Origin of the sequence: Paracoccus sp. 228 (assembly GCF_000967825.1) — a bacterium.
Taxonomy (GTDB): Bacteria; Pseudomonadota; Alphaproteobacteria; order Rhodobacterales; family Rhodobacteraceae; genus Paracoccus; species Paracoccus marcusii.
Genome location: NZ_JYGY01000004.1, coordinates 123668 through 141321 on the forward strand (window position 1 = coordinate 123668; position 17654 = coordinate 141321).

The window sequence follows — 17654 nt, forward strand, 5'->3', positions numbered from 1 at the left end:
AAGGATGACGGACATCACCGATCTTGACGTGCGCGAAGGCGTAGACCGGGAAACGGTCGAGACTGTCCAGAACATGGGCAGCTACAAATACGGCTGGAACACCGAGATCGAGATGGACTATGCGCCCAAGGGCGTGAACGAGGATATCGTCCGTCTGATCTCGGCCAAGAACCAGGAACCGGAATGGATGACCGAATGGCGGCTGGAAGCCTATCGCCGCTGGGTCACCATGGCAGAGCCGAAATGGGCGATGCTGAACTATCCCGAGATCGACTATCAGGACCAGTATTACTATGCGCGTCCCAAGAGCATGGAGGAGAAGCCCAAGTCGCTCGACGACGTGGACCCCAAGCTGCTGGCGACCTATGACAAGCTGGGCATCCCGCTGCGCGAGCAGATGATCCTGGCGGGCGTCGAGGGCGCCGAGGATGCGCCCGCCGAGGGTCGCCGCGTGGCCGTTGACGCCGTCTTCGACAGCGTCAGCCTGGGCACGACCTTCAAGGACGAACTGGCCAAGGCCGGGGTGATTTTCTGTTCGATCAGCGAGGCGATCCGCGAGCATCCCGAACTGGTGCGCAAGTACCTGGGATCGGTCGTACCGCAGTCTGACAACTATTTCGCGACGCTGAACAGCGCCGTGTTCTCGGATGGCAGCTTCGTCTACATCCCGCCCGGCGTGAAGTGCCCGATGGAACTGTCGACCTATTTCCGCATCAATGCGGAGAACACCGGCCAGTTCGAACGGACCCTGATCATCGCCGACAAGGGCGCCCATGTCAGCTATCTGGAAGGCTGCACCGCGCCCAAGCGCGACACCAACCAGCTGCATGCCGCGGTCGTTGAGCTGGTCATCCTCGAGGATGCCGAGATCAAGTACTCGACCGTCCAGAACTGGTTCCCCGGCGACGAGGACGGCAAGGGCGGCATCTACAACTTCGTCACCAAGCGCGCCGACTGCCGCGGCGACCGGGCCAAGGTGATGTGGACGCAGGTCGAGACCGGATCGGCGATCACCTGGAAGTACCCGTCCTGCATCCTGCGCGGCAACGAGAGCCAGGGCGAGTTCTATTCGATCGCCATCGCCAACAACTGGCAGCAGGCCGATACCGGCACCAAGATGATTCACCTGGGCAAGAACACGCGTTCGCGGATCGTGTCCAAGGGGATTTCGGCAGGGCAGGCGCAGAACACCTATCGCGGGCTGGTCACCATGCACCCGCGCGCCACGAACAGCCGCAACTATACCCAGTGCGACAGCCTGCTGATCGGCGACAAGTGCGGGGCGCATACCGTGCCCTACATCGAGGTCAAGAACAGCAGCAGCCGCGTGGAGCACGAGGCGACGACCAGCAAGGTCGACGACGACCAGCTGTTCTATTGCCGGTCGCGCGGGATGGACGAGGAAGAGGCCGTGGCGCTGGTCGTCAACGGGTTCTGCCGCGAGGTCCTGCAGGCCCTGCCCATGGAATTCGCCATGGAGGCGCAGGCGCTGGTCGCGATCTCGCTTGAAGGCTCGGTGGGCTGATCGATCCGGCCGGGCATTGCTGCCCGGCCACCATAGATGCGGCGCCCCGGTGGCGCCTTTGCCGTTTGAGGGAAATATGCTGAAAATCAACAATCTGCACGTCAAACTTGAGGACGAGGACAAGCAGATCCTGAAGGGTCTGACGCTGGAGGTTCCGGCCGGAGAGGTCCATGCGATCATGGGCCCGAACGGGTCGGGCAAGTCCACGCTGTCCTATGTCCTGTCGGGCCGCGACGGCTATGAGGTCACCGACGGCAGCGCCACGCTGGACGGCGAGAGCCTGCTGGACATGGAGCCCGAGGAGCGTGCGGCCGCGGGCCTGTTCCTGGCGTTCCAGTACCCTGTCGAGATTCCGGGCGTCGGCAACATGACGTTCCTACGCACCGCCGTGAACGCGCAGCGCAAGGCGCGCGGCGAGGCCGAGCTGACTGCAGGAGAGTTCCTGAAGGTCGTGCGCGCCAAGGCGGCAGAGCTGCAGATCAGCCCCGACATGCTGAAGCGCCCCGTCAATGTCGGCTTTTCGGGCGGCGAGAAGAAGCGCAACGAGATCCTGCAGATGGCCATGCTGGAGCCCCGCATGTGCATCATGGACGAGACCGATTCGGGTCTGGACGTCGATGCGATGCGCCTTGTCAGCGACGGCGTGAACGCCCTGCGCAGCGAAGGCCGCAGCTTTCTGGTCATCACCCACTATCAGCGCCTGCTGAACCATATCCAGCCGGACGTCGTGCACATCATGTCCAACGGCCGGATCATCAAGTCGGGCGGCCCCGAACTGGCGCTGGAAGTCGAAGAGAACGGCTATGGCGACCTGTTGGCGGAGGCCGGCTGATGTCCGAATCCGCCGTTCAGGAAATCCAGACCCCGCAGGTCACCGGCGCGCCCAAGCCCGCCAATGCGCTGGATGCGCGGCTGGCCGCGACCACGCTGCCCACGGGTGGGTTCACCGCCGCCGCGCGCGCCGACGCGCTGGCACGGCTGCGCGCCATGGGCCTGCCGGGCCCGCGCGACGAATACTGGCGCTATACCGACCCGCGCCCGTTCAACGCGCCCGAGCCGCAGGCGCTGGCCATCGATACGGGCCCGGAATCGCCGCTGTTCACCGCGCGTGACAAGCTGACGCTGGTCTTTGTCGACGGCGCGTTCGACGCCGCGGCATCCGACGACCTGTCGCTGGAAGGGATCGAGATCACCACCCTGGCGCAGGCCGACCAGGCGGACGATCACTGGTCGGCCGATCTGTACGGGACGCTGGAGCTGGCGGGTCAGACCCCGGTCAAGCGCCCCTTCGCGGCGCTGAACACCGCCGTGGCGGCCGACGGCCTGCTGATCCGCGTGACTGGCAAGCCCTCGCGTCCTGTGCATGTGCTGCATCGCCGCGGGTCGGACGGTGCGGATGCCGTCTGGCATCACGTGATCCGGGTCGAATCGGGTGCCGAACTGACGCTGCTGGAAAGCGGCATGGTCGGCGCGCGGTCGAACGGCATGATCGAGGCCGATCTGCTGCCGGGCGCCACGCTGCACCACATCGCGGCCAAGCGCGCCGTCGACCCCAAGGTCGGCCTGTCGCACCTGTTCGCCCGCGTGGGCGAGGGTGCGGTGCTGAAGAGTTTCGCGCTGGTCGTGAACGGCACCACCATGCGCCACGAGGCTGTCGTGGACATGGTCGGCGACGATGCGGTGGCCCATGTCGCCGCGGCGGTGCTGGGCGACGGCGATGTCGGTCCGTTCCACCATGATGACACCGTCTTCGTGACCCATGGCGCGCTGCGCGGCGAAAGCCGGCAGGTGTTCAAGAAGGTCCTGAAGAACGGGGCGACCGGTGTGTTCCAGGGCAAGATCCTGGTCAAGAACGGCGCACAGAAGACCGACGGCTATCAGATCAGCCAAGCCTTGCTTCTGGACGACGCCAGCCAGTTCCTGGCCAAGCCCGAGCTTGAGATCTATGCCGATGACGTCAAGTGCTCGCACGGGTCCACGACGGGCGCGATCGACGAGGGTGCGTTGTTCTACCTGCGTTCTCGCGGGGTGCCCTATGATCGGGCGATCGTTTTCCTGGTGCTGTCGTTCCTGGCCGACGCCCTGGCCGAGGTCGACGACGAGAGCCTGCGCGACGAGATCAACGAACGGCTGGACGCGTGGCTGACCGAACGCCCGCAGGGATGACCGGCCCGCGCGGCGGGATGGTGCTGCGCGTGCTGGAAAGCTGGTGGGCCCCGCGCCGGGTGGTGCGGGGCCTGTCGGCGATGCCCGACAGCACGCTGCTGGTCGTGCTGATGGTGGCGATGCTGATCACGCTGGTCGGGCAGGCGCCGGGCCTGTCGCGCGCGGCGCAGTTGGACCCGTCGATCCCGCTGGACGCGCGGATCGGGGGTGCGGCCCTTGGGACCATGTTCATGATGCCGCTGGTGGCCTATGCCATGGCGGGGCTGACGGCGCTGCTCAGCCGCCTGACCCCGTGGCGGCTGGAGGCGCGCCATGCGCGCCTGGCGCTGTTCTGGGCGTTGATGGCGGTGGCGCCCGCGACGCTTTTGGGCGGGATGGTGGCGGGGCTGATCGGCCCGTCCCCCGCGCTGACCCTGACCCGCACGGTGGCGGGTGCGGGATTCCTGTTCATCTGGGGCGCCGGGATCATGGCGCTGGCGAGACGCAAATGACCTTCGACGACTTCAAGGCGCTGGCGCGCCGGACCCTGCGCGATCCAGAAGGGGCGGCCCGCTGGTTGATCGACCAGCGCTGGCCGATGCAGGTGCGCTGGATGGCGCTGGTTCTGGCGGTGTCGCTGTCGGGGCTGCTGGCCTACGGTTCGACCCTGCTGTTCCCGCTGCCCTCGGACGAGGGGGCGGCCGTGTTCTCGATCAGCCGGCAGCCGCTGGTCCTGGCCGGAATGCAACTGGTCGCGATCGTTCTGGGCGCGGGTCTGATGGCCGGGGTCGGGCGCATGTTCGGCGGCCACGGCCGGTTCGAGGATGCCCTGCTGCTGACCGTCTGGATCGAGGTGATGCTGCTGGTCGTGCAATTGGCCCAGATCGTGCTGTCGCTGGCCCTGCCGGGGCTGGCGGGGATCCTGGGGATCATCGCGGTCGCGCTGTTCCTGTGGCTGACGGTGCAGTTCACCAAGGCGCTCCATGGGTTCACCAGCGGCCCAAAGGTGCTGCTGGTCATGTTCGGCACGCTGCTGGTCATGGGATTCGTCCTGTCGTTCTTCATGGCCGCGCTTGGCCTCATGCCGGAGATGCCGCAATGAGCTTTGACGTCAACGCCGTCCGTGCCGATTTTCCGATCCTGTCGACGACGGTCAACGGGCGCCCGCTTGTCTATCTGGACAGCGGCGCCAGCGCGCAAAAGCCGCGCGTCGTCATCGACGCCATCACCCGCGCCTATGAAGGTGAATACGCCAATGTCCATCGCGGCCTGCATTACCTGTCGAACCTTACGACCGACAATTACGAGCGCGTCCGCGGGATCATCGCACGGTTCCTGAATGCGCCCGCGGTCGACGAGGTGATCTTCACCAGCGGCTCGACCGAGGCGCTGAACCTGGTCAGCTATGCCTGGGCCGCCCCGCGCCTGCAGGCCGGGGATGAGATCGTGCTGTCGCTGCTGGAACATCACGCCAATATCGTGCCCTGGCATTTCCTGCGCGAACGCCAGGGCGTGGTGCTGAAATGGGTCGAACCCGATGCGGATGGCAGCCTGCCGCCGGAAAAGGTGCTGGCCGCCATCACGCCGCGCACACGGATGCTGGCGCTGACGCATATGTCGAACGTGACCGGGACGGTCGTGGACATCGCGGCGATCCGCCGCGGCACCGACCTGCCGATGGTTGTGGACGGGTCGCAGGCTGCGGTCCACATGCCGGTGGACCTGTCGACGCTTGGCGCCGATTTCTACTGCATCACGGGGCACAAGCTTTACGGTCCCTCCGGCTCGGGCGCGATCTGGATCCGCGCCGACCGCCAGGCCGAGATGCGGCCCTTTCTGGGCGGCGGCGACATGATCCGCACCGTCAGCCGCGACGCCGTCACCTATAACGACCCGCCCTTGCGGTTCGAGGCCGGCACGCCTGGCATCGTCAACCAGATCGGACTGGGCGCCGCGCTGGAATACATGATGTCCCTGGGGATGGAGAACATCGCCGCCCATGAGCGCGCGCTGCGCGACCATGCCCGCGACCGCCTGCGGGCGCTGAACTGGCTGCAGGTGCAGGGCGATGCGCCGGGCAAGGGCGCGATCTTCTCCATGACGATGGACGGGGCGCACGCGCATGACATCTCGACCATCCTGGACAAGAAGGGAATCGCGGTCCGTGCGGGCAGCCATTGCGCCATGCCCCTGATGGAGCATCTGGGAATCAATGCCAGCGCCCGTGCCAGCTTTGCGATGTACAACACGCAGGCAGATGTGGACGCGCTGGTCGAAGGATTGATCTTCTGCCGAGAGCTTTTCGCCTGATTCTTGCAAAGATTTCTAGGGGCGTCGAAGAATGCCCGATAAATCTTGCCGGATGGCGGGAATGTCTGCATCCCTGACCCATCATCAGCGATGGGGGCGGGAATGGCCGAGGTTCTGGTTCTGGGTGCGGGTATGGTGGGCGTCAGCACCGGTCTGGCGCTGCAGGCGCGCGGGCATGACGTCACCATCATCGAACGCGGCGTGCCGGGGCGCGAGACCAGCTATGGCAATGCCGGCCTGATCCAGACCGAAGCGGTCGAGCCCTATGCCATGCCGCTGTCGCCCGGCGCACTGTTCCAGATCGCCTTGGGGCGCGGCTATGACGTGAAATGGACGCCGCAGGGCCTGCTGTCGCAACTGGGCGCGGTCGCGACCTATGCGTGGAATTCGCGGCCTGCCGCGCACAGGCGGGCATCGGTGACCTGGGGCAAGCTGATCCGCCAGTCGACCGACCGCCACGGCCCCTTGATCGCGGCGGCGGGCGCCGACAACATCATCCGCCGCAACGGCTATATCGAGATCCACCGCACCCCCGCCAAGATGGATGTCGCCCGCAAGACCGCCGAACGTTTCGCGAGCGAGTTCGGCGTGCAGGCGCGGCTGATGAGCGGGGCCGAGCTGCGCGCGATGGAGCCCGCGATCCGCATCGAGGTCGAGGGCGCGACCCACTGGTCCGACAGCTGGAACTGCGCCGATCCGGGCGGCCTGGTCGCCAGCTATGCGGCGCTGTTCCAGAAGCGGGGCGGGCGCATCGTGAACGGCGATGCCGGTGACCTGCACCGCCATGGCGCGGGCTGGCGCGCCGACGAGGTCGAGGCGGAACATGCCGTCATCGCACTTGGGCCCTGGTCGCCGATGCTGACGCAGCGCTTTGGCCTCAAGGTGCCGATGGTGTTCAAGCGCGGCTATCACAAGCATTATCATATGGAGCTGCCGCCCCATCACCCGATCGCCGATTTCGGCAATTCGGTCGTGTTGTCGCCCATGCGCCGCGGTTTGCGCATCGCCACCGCGGCCGAGCTGACGCCCCATCCGCGCCTGTCGCCGCCGCAGCTGAAGCATGGCGAGAAGGCCGCGCGCGAGCTGTTCGACATCGGCGCGGCGGTCGAGGCCGAACCCTGGACCGGACGGCGCCCCTGCATGCCCGACATGCTGCCCGTGGTGGGCCGCGTGCCGGACCAGCCGAACCTGTGGGCGCATTTCGGTCACGGCCACCAGGGCTTTACCCTGGGCCCGGTCACGGCCGAAATCCTGGCGGATGAGCTGTCAGGCGGCCTAGGCTGGGCGGAACTTCAGCCGGGGCGTCTGAAACGCGGTTGAAACCGGGCGGCTGCCATCACATCTTGAGGGCAACTCCGAACGGATCAGGAACCTCATGGGTCACAACAACACCAACGCGCCCGTGATGCGCGTTCCCGAAGTGACCCGCCCCAAGCTGGAGGGCGGGAAACGCTTTGCATTGAAAAGCGAATTCGAACCGGCGGGCGACCAGCCCACGGCCATCGCCGAACTGGTGGCGGGCGTCGGCGCCGGAGAGCGCGACCAGGTGCTGCTGGGGGCCACGGGCACGGGCAAGACCTTCACCATGGCCAAGATCATCGAGGAGACGCAGCGTCCCGCGATCATCCTGGCGCCCAACAAGACGCTAGCCGCCCAGTTGTACGGCGAATTCAAGGGGTTCTTCCCCGACAACGCGGTCGAGTACTTCGTCAGCTACTACGACTATTACCAGCCCGAGGCCTATGTGGCCCGCAGCGATACCTATATCGAGAAGGAATCGCAGATCAACGAGGCCATCGACCGGATGCGCCACAGCGCCACGCGGGCGTTGCTGGAACGCGATGACGTGATCATCGTGGCCTCGGTCAGCTGCATCTATGGCATCGGTTCGGTCGAGACCTATTCGGCGATGACACAGGACGTGGTCGTGGGCGAAAGCTATGACCAGCGCGAGTTCCTGGGGCAGCTGGTCGCGCAGCAGTACAAGCGGCTGGACACCAGCTTTCAGCGCGGCAGCTTTCGCGTGCGTGGTGATCTGGTCGAGGTCTGGCCCGCCCACCTGGAGGACCGCGCCTGGCGGTTCGATTTCTTCGGCAACGAGCTGGAGGCGATCACCGAGTTCGATCCGCTGACCGGGGTCAAGACCGACAGCTTCAAGCAGATCCGCATCTATGCCAGCAGCCACTATGTGACGCCGCGCCCGACGCTGCAGCAGGCGATCAAGGGCATCAAGCAGGAACTGGCGATGCGCCTGAAGCAGCTGACCGAGGAGGGCAAGCTGCTGGAGGCGCAACGCCTGGAGCAGCGCACCGCCTTTGACATCGAGATGCTTGAGGCGACCGGCGTCTGCAACGGCATCGAGAACTACAGCCGCTATCTGACCGGGCGCGCGCCCGGAGAGCCGCCCCCCACGCTGTTCGAGTTCATCCCCGACAACGCGATCGTCTTTGCCGACGAAAGCCACGTGTCTGTCCCGCAGATCGGCGGCATGTACCGGGGTGACTTCCGGCGCAAGTTCACCTTGGCGGAACACGGCTTCCGCCTGCCGTCCTGCATGGACAACCGCCCGCTGAAGTTCGAGGAATGGGACGCCATGCGGCCTCAGTCGGTGTTCGTGTCGGCCACGCCTGCGCAATGGGAGATGGACCAGACCGGCGGCGTCTTCACCGAACAGATCATCCGCCCGACGGGCCTTCTGGACCCCAAGATCGAGATCCGCCCGGTCGAGATGCAGGTCGACGACCTGCTGGACGAGGTGCGCCGCGTGACCGCCGCAGGTTACCGCACGCTGGTCACCACGCTGACCAAGCGCATGGCCGAGGATCTGACCGAATACCTGCACGAGCAGGGCATCAAGATTCGCTACATGCACAGCGACATCGACACGATCGAGCGGATCGAGATCCTGCGCGACCTGCGGTTGGGCGCGTTCGACGTGCTGGTGGGCATCAACCTGCTGCGCGAGGGGTTGGACATTCCCGAATGCGGGCTGGTGGCCATTCTGGACGCCGACAAGGAAGGCTTCCTGCGGTCCGAGACGTCGCTGATCCAGACCATCGGCCGGGCGGCGCGAAATTCCGAAGGGCGGGTCATCATGTATGCCGACCGCATCACCGGCAGCATGGAACGGGCCATGGCCGAAACCGAACGGCGCCGCGCCAAGCAGATGGCCTATAACGAGGAGCACGGCATCACGCCCCAGACGGTCCGCAAGAACGTCGAGGACGTACTGGCAGGCCTGTGGCAGGGCGACACCGACCAGTCGCGCGTGACCACGAAGGTGGACAAGCCGCTGATCGGCGCGAACCTGGCCGCCCATCTGGACGCGATGCGCACCCAGATGCGCAAGGCCGCAGAGAACCTGGAGTTCGAAGAGGCCGCGCGCCTGCGCGACGAGGTCAAGCGGCTGGAGGCGGTGGACCTGGCGATCTCGGACGATCCGATGGCGCGGCAGTCGGTGATCGAGGAGGCAGCCGAGGCCGCCGTCAAGTCATCGGGCCGTTCGACCGCCGGACGGGCCGGTCAGCGGGGCGGCAACAAGCGATCCAAGCGCGGCCGCTAGCTGCATTCCACCCGGGCGATCCAGCCCTTGGCGTCCAGGAACATGGTCAGGCGCGCGGGATTGTAATCGCGCGTCATGACGCCCTGGTTGTGCACCTCGCGCTTGCGCAGGTTGGGCGGCAGGCGGACCTCTCCGATGTTGCGTCCGACCAGGGCCTGGTGCTGGGACAGGTCGCACTGGCGGGCGGAAACGTCATAAGGGCTGCCGGCGCAGGCGCCCAGGGTCAGCATCAGCAGCGACGCGCAAAGGACAGGGTGGCGAAAGGGGGTCATGATCACGTCTCTCTCATGTGACAACGGCGTGTTGGAATGCCAACGTGGGCCATGTTCAGTTGTTCCGGTAGCAAGATGATGAAACATACGGTTTGGGTGGCGATGGTGGCATTCTGGCCCGCCGTCGCGCAATCCTCGACGGACGAGGCATGGGCCGAACTGCGCGACCGCACCGTGGCGGAATGCACGCGCCTGGCGCAGGACGCGGCGCCCGACGCGGAACTGTCCGTGACCCCGAACGAATTCGGCACCGAGACCCATGCGCTGGCACTGGTCGTCGCCACGCTGCCGGACCTTTCGTCGGAACTGTCGGTCTGCCTGTTGGACAAGCAGACCGGCGCGGCGCAGCTGAGCGTTCCGTTCCAGGATTTGCCCGATACCCTGCAGCCCTGACCTGCGTCGGCATGACCGGGGCAGGGGGCTTGATCCGCCGCCCGGATTTGGCGATACAGCGGACAGTCAATCCGAAGGATCACCCATGCCCGTGCGCATCTATCAGCCCGCCCGCACCGCGATGCAGTCCGGTACCGCCAAGACCAAGGGCTGGGTGCTGGAATTCCCGCCCGCCGACGCGCGCGAGGTCGATCCGCTGATGGGCTGGACCAGCAGCGGCGACACCCAAAGCCAGGTCCGCCTGCGCTTCGACACCCGCAAGCAGGCCGAGGATTACGCCCGCGATCATGGTCTGGAATTCGTGGTGCAGGAACCGCACCGCCGTGGCACGAACATCCGCCCCCGCGGCTATGGCGAGAATTTCGCCACCGACCGCCGCGAGCCCTGGAGCCACTGAGGCCGCATCCACCATTGACACAGAGCTTTGCTGACCGCCCCCGGGCGGTCATCTGCATTTGAGGGATATTCCATGACCGTCACGCATCTTGTCACCCATTCCGGCGGCTTTCACGCCGATGAGGTCCTGTCCTCGGTCATCCTGACCCACCTGCACCCGCAGGCGCGGATCATGCGCACGCGCGACGCCGACTGGATCACGCCTGCGGAAGGGCGGATCATCTATGACGTGGGCCGCGATTTCGATGCCGCGCGGATGATCTTTGATCATCATCAGAAATCTCCTCCGCTGCGCGACGACGGCCAGCCCTACAGTTCCTTCGGACTGATCTGGCGGCAGTTCGGGCGCGACTACCTGGCCGCGCTGCAGGTGCCCGAAGTAGATCTCGGGGCGATCCATGCGGCGATTGACGCCGACCTGGTGCTGCCCATCGACTTGGTCGACAACGGCGCGCTGTCGCCGACGGGGCCGCTGGCCGATCTGTCCCTGCCGATGCTGCTGGAGAGCCTCAAGCCCGTCTTCGATGACCGCAGCCCCGACGCCGACGACCGTGCCTTTGACGGTGCGGTCGCGATCGCCCGCGCCTTCGTCGAGGCGGCCGTGGCCCGCAAGGCCGCAAAGCATCGCGCCGAGGCCGTCGTTATGGCAGCCATTGCCGCCGCGCGCGACGGTCGGGTGCTGGAACTGCCGATGGGGATGCCGTTTCGCTCCGCCATCACGGCGGCGGGGGCGGACCATCTGCTGTTCGTGATCCATCCGCGGGACACGGACTGGGCGCTAACCGGCATCCGCCGCGATGCGGAAGGGTTCGCCCTGCGCGCAGACCTGCCGGCAGCCTGGGCCGGCCTGACCGATAGCGCCTTCGAGGCTGCATCGGGCGTTCCCGGGGCGCGCTTTTGTCACAATGCGCGCTTTATCGCCGTGGCCGCCGATCGCGACGCCGCTTTGCGTCTTGCCGACCTGGCGGTGGCGGCAAGCGACGTGTGACGGCTGACAGCCGGAGCCATCGGACAGCCCTGCGGTCAGGCGACTGCAGGGCACGGGATAGAATGCGCAAGCTGCCGACGTGAATACGTTGCAGTCATCATCGAAGTTTGGGTAATGTTGTGCCGTCTGCCGGGCACCTGTGTGTTTAACCAAACCTACTCAAGAACTTGGAGAGGTCTGGCTCCGGCGGTAGGGATCGAACCTACGACCAATTGATTAACAGTCAAAGTATAGTGGCTAACGATTGGTCTCGATGCAAAACGGTCTCTTGCTGGTTATTGTTGATTTTCCGTAGTTTTTGGGGCATTGGTGGGCTTTGATAGTAACGCAGGGGAACGGTAGCTATAGCCCACTGTGTTCCCCAGAATGTTCCCCCGGAGGGTCGCGCCATGAAATTGACTGCCGCCAGTGTAGACAAGATGCAGCCAATTGAGCGGCGCCAGGAGATCCCTGACAGCATCTGCACCGGCCTTTACCTTGTGATCCAACCGACTGGTAAAAAGGGATGGCAGGTTCGATATCGTCATGCCGGGGTTCATCGGCGGATGTCTCTCGGCGCATATCCCGTGCTGTCGCTTGCTGAGGCCCGGCAACGCGCACGGGATGCACTGGCTGCTTCGGCCGGGGGGCGAGATCCTGCCGAGGAACTAAGGGTCGCTAAGGCTCCCAAGCTTGAAGATGACCGGGACAAGATCAAGACGCTGATTGCCCTATATCACAAGCGGCACCTGTCGAAACTCAAGAGCGGGGAATTGGTCCGGCGCGAACTCGATCGGTTCGTTGTGGCGGCATGGGGCGAGCGGGACATCGGTTCGATCAGCAAGCGCGACATCATCGATCTGCTTGACGGCATCACTGATAGCGGCCGAGCAGTCACTGCGAACCGGATTAGGGCGTATCTCAACAAATTTCTAAACTGGGCAGTTGAACGTGACATTCTTACGGCAAACCCGGCGCTCGGCGTAAAACCTGTTGCGAAAGAAGCCAGCCGCGACCGGGTGCTGACCGACGAGGAGATCCGGTGGTTCTGGCAGGCATGCGGGGCAGAGGGTTTTCCATGGGGACCGCTGGGCATGGCGCTGCTGCTGACCGGGCAGAGGCTGAACGAAGTGGCACAGATGACCAAAGGTGAGATCAAGGGCGACACGTGGCATCTGACAGCCTCGCGGACCAAGAACGCCAGGGCGCATGACGTCCCTCTAAGCAACGCAGCGCGTGAGGTCCTAGCAGTGTTAGAGCGCGTGGATGGCTCTGCAGGGTACGTATTCACCACTACCGGCAACAGCCCGGTATCTGGCTTTTTCAAAGCGCGCGCCCACCTTGCGGCGGCTATGGAGCGGATTGCGGCGGAGGAGCGTGGCGAGCCTGTCGATATTCCGCGCTGGACCTTCCACGACCTGCGCCGGACCTGCGCTACTGGCCTTGCCCGCCTCGGGATCGCGGTTCGTGTAACAGAGGCCGTGCTTAACCATGTCAGCGGGTCTGGTGCTGGCATCGTGGGGGTATACCAGCGGCATGACTATGCGGATGAGAAGCGGCAAGCGCTGGAGGCCTGGGGGGCTTTTGTTACGCAGTTGGTTGAAGGCAGCGCCGGGAACGTGGTTCGCCTGGCTGAGGCGCGCGGGTGAGGGCGCTCCTGCAATCAGACGCACCGTGAGGGAAACTTTTATTCGGCTTCGCTCCGGCTTCGCATCATCATCCGGCCCGCATCTTGCCCCATTGCGAGTTTTATCTGCACAGCATCAGCACGACGCCGGACCGCTTGAAGATATATCATAGGTACTGAGCAGGATCAGATAGACGCGCATGTTGCTGTAAAGTCGGAGTTTTATCTCCGTACGCTTTCCGTAGAGAATTTTATTGCGGTTTTATTGTGGTTTTTATCGCCCCCCTATCGTACCCGCTGGTCTGTCTGCTCCCACGCGATAACCCTTAGAAATCGTTAGTATTTGCGCTAGTTTGGCAAGATATGTAAGGCCGGGAGGGCTAAGGGCAGGATCTCGCAATGGCCAAAAAAACCCTTTGATTTCAATCCAGCAGAACTTTGGTTCGGACCACCAGCCAATAGCAACCATTTTTCTCTCATGGTCGCAGCATAACAACTGCAATCATGAGGTCGCAAAATGGATCAGAAACTCGTCAGTGCAACTTTCCTACGTCAGAACCTGCTGGGCGGGATCAGCGACATGACCCTGTGGCGCTGGCTGAATGACCAGTCAATGGGGTTCCCGCGCCCAATCTACTTGGGCCGCCGCCGTTACTGGCGTGAGGCTGAGGTGATCGGTTGGGTAGATGCCCAGTCTGTTGCCGCCTGACCCTCCTGCCGGGATAGAAAACCCCCGGCGCTGTTTCCAGAACCGAGGGCGGTCGATCGAATTCACTTCGTCGCTGTTGTGAATTTAGCATCGCATAGCCGCCCGCGCAACAAAAAGGCTGCGCACATGGCAATCTTCGCTCCCCTTCCTGTCCGGCTGCCGCATGGCCCAGTTGAGCGTGACCCGACTGATGGGCGCGCAATCCGCGTCCTGCCGATGAACCGACACCTTATCCCCATGCCGGAAATCAGGTTTCCGCGGCATTTCGGACAAATGACCATGCCCCAGATCGTATCGGCATACGGGCACCCCGAGTACCTGCTCCAGCAGGCTCGCATCGCCGCGCTGATCGACACGGCGGCAGAAATTGGCGAACTTACAGACCGTGACGTGATCATGCTCCAGGATCTTACCGACCTGCTAGCGATCGTCATTCGCAAGGCGTCCGGCGGCATCGCCTCGCGCTGGTCGCACAAGTACCTGCTGCCGATCTTCGGGACGTTCCCTTCGTTCGACGAGGTGCAAGGGTCCTTCCAGGTGCGGGATGGCCGGCAGGAGGTATACGACGCGATCGGCTTCCTGCATTCCGTGTCCGTCCACCTCGATCGGCTGGAGGCAACGCTCAGCCCAGCGTCCAAGGCACTGATCGCCGGAGGGTGCGACCATGGCTGATAAGCATGCATCGCAACCAGTCGTGCCATTCGTGGTGGCTTGGGAGGGCGAAAATCATTACGAGGTGCGGCCGTGCCGATGGGCCGGCGGGAAGCTTGCGCTGTGGCAGCGGCATGCACCGGGAGTAGGGCGCGTCCTGTATGAGGATCTGCATGTTGTAAGGTCGCGTCGAGCCGTGGCGCAATGGCTGTGTCCTATCTGTGGAAAGGCTACTGATCCATCCGACAGATTTTGGTTCGGCCTTGGTGAGCCCAGCCTGCAAAGGCAGGATGGATCCCACTGGGGGTTTGCGACATTCAATGCTCCGAACCACAAGCGTTGCGCAGAGATCGCGGCAGAAGGCTGCCCCCATCTTGCCCAGAGCGGGCATAGGCCGATGCCGTTCCCGAMCCCTGACGCCATCGTGGCAGGAAACCTAGTCGCTGTCGGAGGCTCTGTGGAGGCCACCGGCTTTTCTCTCCGTCCTGGGCAGACCGTTGCCGGCCAGCTGTTCTTCGTGTGGCGTGAGAAGCCCAAGGGGGCGATGTGATGACCCAAGATAACGAGGATATTCAGCCTGTGGATCACGAGCGAAACGCTTCAGTGGTTGCTTTTGATCGACAATTAAAAAGGTCACAGACAGCCATCAACGGCGACATGCGTTTCGATTTCGAGGTCGAGGCCGTACTGGCTGGTCGAGGCCAGAGGATCAGGCGTAACTTGCTGTCGGACGCGTTGGAACTGCACGGGCGGAACGGAACGACCGTGATGACCGACGATCTTCTTTCCGACATACGATTTTCGCTCATCTGGTCGCGGAATGGCCAAGAGCCCGCGAAAGACAAGGTTGCCGATGCGGTGTCTTTGATCGGCAAGCGCAATGCCTATCATCCGGTTCGGGATTATCTGACGGGACTGGAGTGGGACGGCGTCGAGCGGCTGGACGAGTGGCTGATCAACTATGCCGGAGCGGCCGATAACCCGCTAAACCGTGCCATCGGCAGGAAAGTCCTTTGTGCCGCTGTTCGGCGCGCGCATAGGCCGGGCTGCAAGTTCGATCACATGCTAGTTCTTCAAGGGCCGCAGGATCTCGGGAAATCAACTTTGCTGAAAGCCTTGTGTGCGGATGGTGACTGGTTCACCGACCAACTGGAGGTTGGAGCGGATCCCAAGGTAACGATCGAAAAGACAGCGGGCGCTTGGATTGTCGAGATGGCCGAGTTGGACGGTCTCGGCAAACGGGATGCCAATCGGGTCAAATCGTTCATTACGACAACACATGATCGCGCCCGGCTTGCATATGACCGGTATCCAGTTACGCGAGGTCGGCAATTTGTCTTGTTCGGAACGACAAACGAAAGCGCCTACTTGACGGACCTGACCGGGAACCGCCGTTTCTGGCTGGTCAACGTGTCTCGTGCCGATCATGCAGCGATCCATGATGTCCGGGACCAATTATGGGCGGAAGCTGTCGCGCGCGAACCTGCCGAGGCCCTTTGGCTGGAGGATGCGGCATTGAAGGCTGCAGCGGCCGACATTGCCAAAGACGCAACTGATTATGGGCCTTGGTTTGATCTTCTGTCTGAGCGTGTCCCTGATGGCTCTTGGAAAATCCGCCTATCTGACGCCTGGCGTATTGTAGGCATTGAGGTCAGCGACGTGAATAAGCTGACAAGCCAGCACCACATGAACATGCGGCGTGCCATGACAGGTCTTGGGTTCGACAAAAAGGAGAAAGGGCTGCGCTTTGACGGGCGGTCTACAGGCGCGTGGTTACGGGGTGACGTAGCCGATGCCGAATGGTGGGCGCTGGGCGACGGTGAACCGCGATCTCAGCAGCCCGGCATAGACTGGTAGTGAGCGTTCAGTTGAGAAGGGGCCCGGCCAATGCGCCGGGTCTTTTCTATTTCCAAGCCCCTGCAGACGACCTCTATCACCCCCTGCACCCTCGGTTGAACCACCTGCACCAAGGTTCGAACCACCTGCACTTGCTCGTTGCAGGCGGTTCGGACAAGATTGCAGGTGGTTCAAAAGGCGGACCACCTGCGGCTTAAGTGATTGATAAATAAGATCTGCAGGTGGTGCAGGTGGTGCAGGTGGTTATTTTGTAAGAGTAGCCATAACCCTCTACTGCTGGGGAGTGTTTGGAAAATAGCACCTTCACCGCCTGCACCACCCTGCAGTCGATATCGGTATTACCTTATACTGCATGCAATCTGTGCACGTGATGCTTCGGACTTAGCTTTCGAAGCATCATCGGCAGCCACAGAACAGGCTAAGGCAGCGCTCCTTGTCTCAGACACTGCATCCCATGCGGCCCAAGCGGCTGTGTCGGCCTTGTCCATCGCGAGATACGATAACCAGATCGATATCACCTGCAGAAGCAGAACAGCGGCAAGAACTTTGTCCCGCCATGTTGCTGCTCGGACATTCAGCCATAATTGCGCGAGCATTCCAGTCCCCATTCAGACCTCTGCAGTCAATGTGCTTCGGGGATCTGCCAAGTCAATACGCTGCACAAAAATCTAACTACTCCTCGTAAAGCATTCGCCAGACTCGAAATCGATGCCAAGCGTGTTGCGAAATTCACAACAAAAACAATCGGTTGACGCTGTGCTGGTTGTCATGCGATTCTTGATTTCAGATAGATGTATGAGGTTTCACCATGCCCTCTGGCGGCGCACGACCCAATGCAGGACGCCCAAAAGGCTCCCAGAACCTTAGGACGATCGCGGCGACGGAACTCGTCGCCCGAGCCCGGGAGCGGTTTCCGACATATAGCCCGATCGAGGCCCTTATTGCCTTGGCCGAGAACTCCGATGATCCATCGCTGCAGAAGGACTGCCACGCGGCCGTCCTGCCSTACATGGCCCCGCGCTACCGCCCGATCGAGGCAGATCCCAACGCACTGGTCGAATTGGAGGGGCGGATGATCCGGGCCCGCTTGGATGCCGTTGCGCAGGCATCTGAGGTCGTCCCCGGCCTTGCAGAGCGTCTGCAGCGTGCCATGGCGGCAGAGGCACTGCACATCGCCGAGAACCCGCAGCTGATGGATGCCGCGCCTCCGGTCGATACTCGTCCGGCTCCATCACCGGCA

16 protein-coding genes are annotated in these 17654 nt (G+C 63.4%); 15 read left to right on the forward strand and 1 reads right to left on the reverse strand.

Going from position 1 to position 17654, the window contains the following annotated elements; genetic code table 11:
- Window positions 1–4: 4 nt before the first annotated feature.
- From sufB to uvrB, 8 genes are all read left to right on the forward strand, one after another.
- A complete protein-coding gene (gene sufB, locus SY26_RS13535) occupies window positions 5–1525 on the forward strand; it encodes a Fe-S cluster assembly protein SufB (RefSeq protein WP_045982235.1) in 1521 nt (506 codons plus the stop codon).
- Between the two features lie 76 nt (window positions 1526–1601).
- Window positions 1602–2357, forward strand: a complete 756-nt coding sequence (gene sufC / locus SY26_RS13540) for a Fe-S cluster assembly ATPase SufC (RefSeq protein WP_045982236.1) — start codon at window positions 1602–1604, stop codon at window positions 2355–2357.
- Entirely contained in the window at window positions 2357–3691 is a 1335-nt protein-coding gene (locus SY26_RS13545; RefSeq protein ID WP_046000958.1) for a SufD family Fe-S cluster assembly protein, read from the forward strand. The genes sufC and SY26_RS13545 overlap by 1 nt, the downstream gene beginning before the upstream one ends.
- Entirely contained in the window at window positions 3664–4182 is a 519-nt protein-coding gene (locus SY26_RS13550) for a hypothetical protein (RefSeq protein ID WP_232303350.1), read from the forward strand. Before SY26_RS13545 ends, SY26_RS13550 begins: the two co-directional genes overlap by 28 nt.
- The gene (locus SY26_RS13555) at window positions 4179–4772 is read left to right on the forward strand and encodes a Yip1 family protein (protein ID WP_046000959.1); all 594 of its coding nucleotides are present in this window, start codon (window positions 4179–4181) and stop codon (window positions 4770–4772) included. Before SY26_RS13550 ends, SY26_RS13555 begins: the two co-directional genes overlap by 4 nt.
- Window positions 4769–5980, forward strand: coding sequence for a cysteine desulfurase (locus tag SY26_RS13560; protein WP_046000960.1), 1212 nt, complete (start codon window positions 4769–4771; stop codon window positions 5978–5980). Before SY26_RS13555 ends, SY26_RS13560 begins: the two co-directional genes overlap by 4 nt.
- Before the next feature lie 102 nt (window positions 5981–6082).
- Entirely contained in the window at window positions 6083–7300 is a 1218-nt protein-coding gene (locus SY26_RS13565) for an FAD-binding oxidoreductase (protein WP_046000961.1), read from the forward strand.
- Between the two features lie 55 nt (window positions 7301–7355).
- Complete coding sequence (gene uvrB, locus SY26_RS13570) at window positions 7356–9542, forward strand: excinuclease ABC subunit UvrB (protein WP_046000962.1); 2187 nt, start codon at window positions 7356–7358, stop codon at window positions 9540–9542.
- On the opposite strand, the gene SY26_RS21640 is transcribed toward uvrB, so the two are convergent.
- Complete coding sequence (locus SY26_RS21640) at window positions 9539–9820, reverse strand: I78 family peptidase inhibitor (RefSeq protein WP_046000963.1); 282 nt, start codon at window positions 9818–9820, stop codon at window positions 9539–9541. The two genes, uvrB and SY26_RS21640, sit on opposite strands and share 4 nt — an antisense overlap.
- A 69-nt stretch (window positions 9821–9889) precedes the next feature.
- On the opposite strand from SY26_RS21640, the gene SY26_RS21645 reads away from it, so the two are divergent.
- From SY26_RS21645 to SY26_RS19995, 7 genes are all read left to right on the forward strand, one after another.
- Window positions 9890–10207 carry a hypothetical protein gene (locus SY26_RS21645; protein ID WP_232303351.1) on the forward strand — a complete coding sequence of 106 codons (318 nt, stop codon included), beginning with the start codon at window positions 9890–9892 and terminating at the stop codon, window positions 10205–10207.
- An 85-nt stretch (window positions 10208–10292) separates the two neighbouring features.
- Entirely contained in the window at window positions 10293–10604 is a 312-nt protein-coding gene (locus tag SY26_RS13585; protein WP_042248244.1) for an ETC complex I subunit, read from the forward strand.
- A gap of 72 nt (window positions 10605–10676) precedes the next feature.
- Window positions 10677–11591, forward strand: a complete 915-nt coding sequence (locus tag SY26_RS13590; RefSeq protein ID WP_046000965.1) for an MYG1 family protein — start codon at window positions 10677–10679, stop codon at window positions 11589–11591.
- A gap of 389 nt (window positions 11592–11980) precedes the next feature.
- Window positions 11981–13219, forward strand: coding sequence for a site-specific integrase (locus SY26_RS13595; RefSeq protein ID WP_046000966.1), 1239 nt, complete (start codon window positions 11981–11983; stop codon window positions 13217–13219).
- Between the two features lie 495 nt (window positions 13220–13714).
- Window positions 13715–13906: an AlpA family transcriptional regulator gene (locus SY26_RS13600; RefSeq protein WP_046000967.1), complete on the forward strand. Its 192-nt coding sequence runs from the start codon at window positions 13715–13717 to the stop codon at window positions 13904–13906.
- A gap of 126 nt (window positions 13907–14032) precedes the next feature.
- Window positions 14033–14578 (forward strand): hypothetical protein, encoded by a 546-nt coding sequence (locus SY26_RS13605; RefSeq protein ID WP_046000968.1) that lies wholly within the window; start codon window positions 14033–14035, stop codon window positions 14576–14578.
- A gap of 528 nt (window positions 14579–15106) precedes the next feature.
- A complete protein-coding gene (locus SY26_RS19995) occupies window positions 15107–16414 on the forward strand; it encodes a virulence-associated E family protein (protein ID WP_052715051.1) in 1308 nt (435 codons plus the stop codon).
- The last annotated feature ends 1240 nt before the right edge of the window (window positions 16415–17654 follow it).

Coding starts and splice junctions, on each gene's coding strand:
- SY26_RS13565 (WP_046000961.1), top strand. CDS start 6,083: ATGGCCGAGGTTCTGGTTCTGGGTGCGGGTATGGTGGGCGTCAGCACC.
- uvrB (WP_046000962.1), top strand. CDS start 7,356: ATGGGTCACAACAACACCAACGCGCCCGTGATGCGCGTTCCCGAAGTG.
- SY26_RS19995 (WP_052715051.1), top strand. CDS start 15,107: ATGACCCAAGATAACGAGGATATTCAGCCTGTGGATCACGAGCGAAAC.
- SY26_RS13555 (WP_046000959.1), top strand. CDS start 4,179: ATGACCTTCGACGACTTCAAGGCGCTGGCGCGCCGGACCCTGCGCGAT.
- SY26_RS13585 (WP_042248244.1), top strand. CDS start 10,293: ATGCCCGTGCGCATCTATCAGCCCGCCCGCACCGCGATGCAGTCCGGT.
- SY26_RS13600 (WP_046000967.1), top strand. CDS start 13,715: ATGGATCAGAAACTCGTCAGTGCAACTTTCCTACGTCAGAACCTGCTG.
- SY26_RS13590 (WP_046000965.1), top strand. CDS start 10,677: ATGACCGTCACGCATCTTGTCACCCATTCCGGCGGCTTTCACGCCGAT.
- sufB (WP_045982235.1), top strand. CDS start 5: ATGACGGACATCACCGATCTTGACGTGCGCGAAGGCGTAGACCGGGAA.
- sufC (WP_045982236.1), top strand. CDS start 1,602: ATGCTGAAAATCAACAATCTGCACGTCAAACTTGAGGACGAGGACAAG.
- SY26_RS13545 (WP_046000958.1), top strand. CDS start 2,357: ATGTCCGAATCCGCCGTTCAGGAAATCCAGACCCCGCAGGTCACCGGC.
- SY26_RS13560 (WP_046000960.1), top strand. CDS start 4,769: ATGAGCTTTGACGTCAACGCCGTCCGTGCCGATTTTCCGATCCTGTCG.
- SY26_RS13605 (WP_046000968.1), top strand. CDS start 14,033: ATGGCAATCTTCGCTCCCCTTCCTGTCCGGCTGCCGCATGGCCCAGTT.
- SY26_RS13595 (WP_046000966.1), top strand. CDS start 11,981: ATGAAATTGACTGCCGCCAGTGTAGACAAGATGCAGCCAATTGAGCGG.
- SY26_RS21645 (WP_232303351.1), top strand. CDS start 9,890: ATGATGAAACATACGGTTTGGGTGGCGATGGTGGCATTCTGGCCCGCC.